This is a genomic window from Streptomyces gottesmaniae (assembly GCF_031845845.1).
GTDB lineage: Bacteria > Actinomycetota > Actinomycetes > Streptomycetales > Streptomycetaceae > Streptomyces > Streptomyces akebiae.
In genome coordinates this window covers 1-417 of record NZ_JAVRFJ010000161.1, presented here as the reverse complement: position 1 = coordinate 417, position 417 = coordinate 1, and the positions used below count along the sequence as shown (strand labels likewise).

At 69.8% G+C, this 417-nt stretch carries 1 protein-coding gene; it reads left to right on the top strand.

The annotated features are described in order from the left end of the window. Window positions 1-417, top strand: a 417-nt coding sequence (locus RM704_RS44865) for a molybdopterin-dependent oxidoreductase (RefSeq protein ID WP_311593639.1), incomplete at both ends; no start/stop codon positions are given.

Here is a 417-nt window from a genome sequence, read left to right as displayed (position 1 = left end):
CCCCCTGATCGAACGCGAGATCACCCTCTGCTGTGTCTCCAACGAGGTCGGCGGCCCCTACATCGGCCATGCCCGGTGGATCGGCGTCCGCCTGGCCGACCTGCTCAGGGAGGCGGGCGTCAAGCCGCCGTCCCGGGGCGGGAAGGCGGACCAGATCATCGCCCGCTCGGTGGACGGCATGACCCTCGGCACCCCCGTCGAGGACGTCATGGACGGCCGGGACGGCATGCTCGCCGTCGGCATGAACGGCGAACCGCTCCCCTTCGTCCACGGCTTCCCCGTGCGCATGCTGGTGCCCGGGCTGTACGGGTACGTCTCGGCCTGCAAGTGGATCGAGGACATCGAGCTCACCACCTTCGCCGACTACGACGCGTACTGGGTGAAGCGCGACTGGGCCCGCAGGGCCCCGATCAAGAC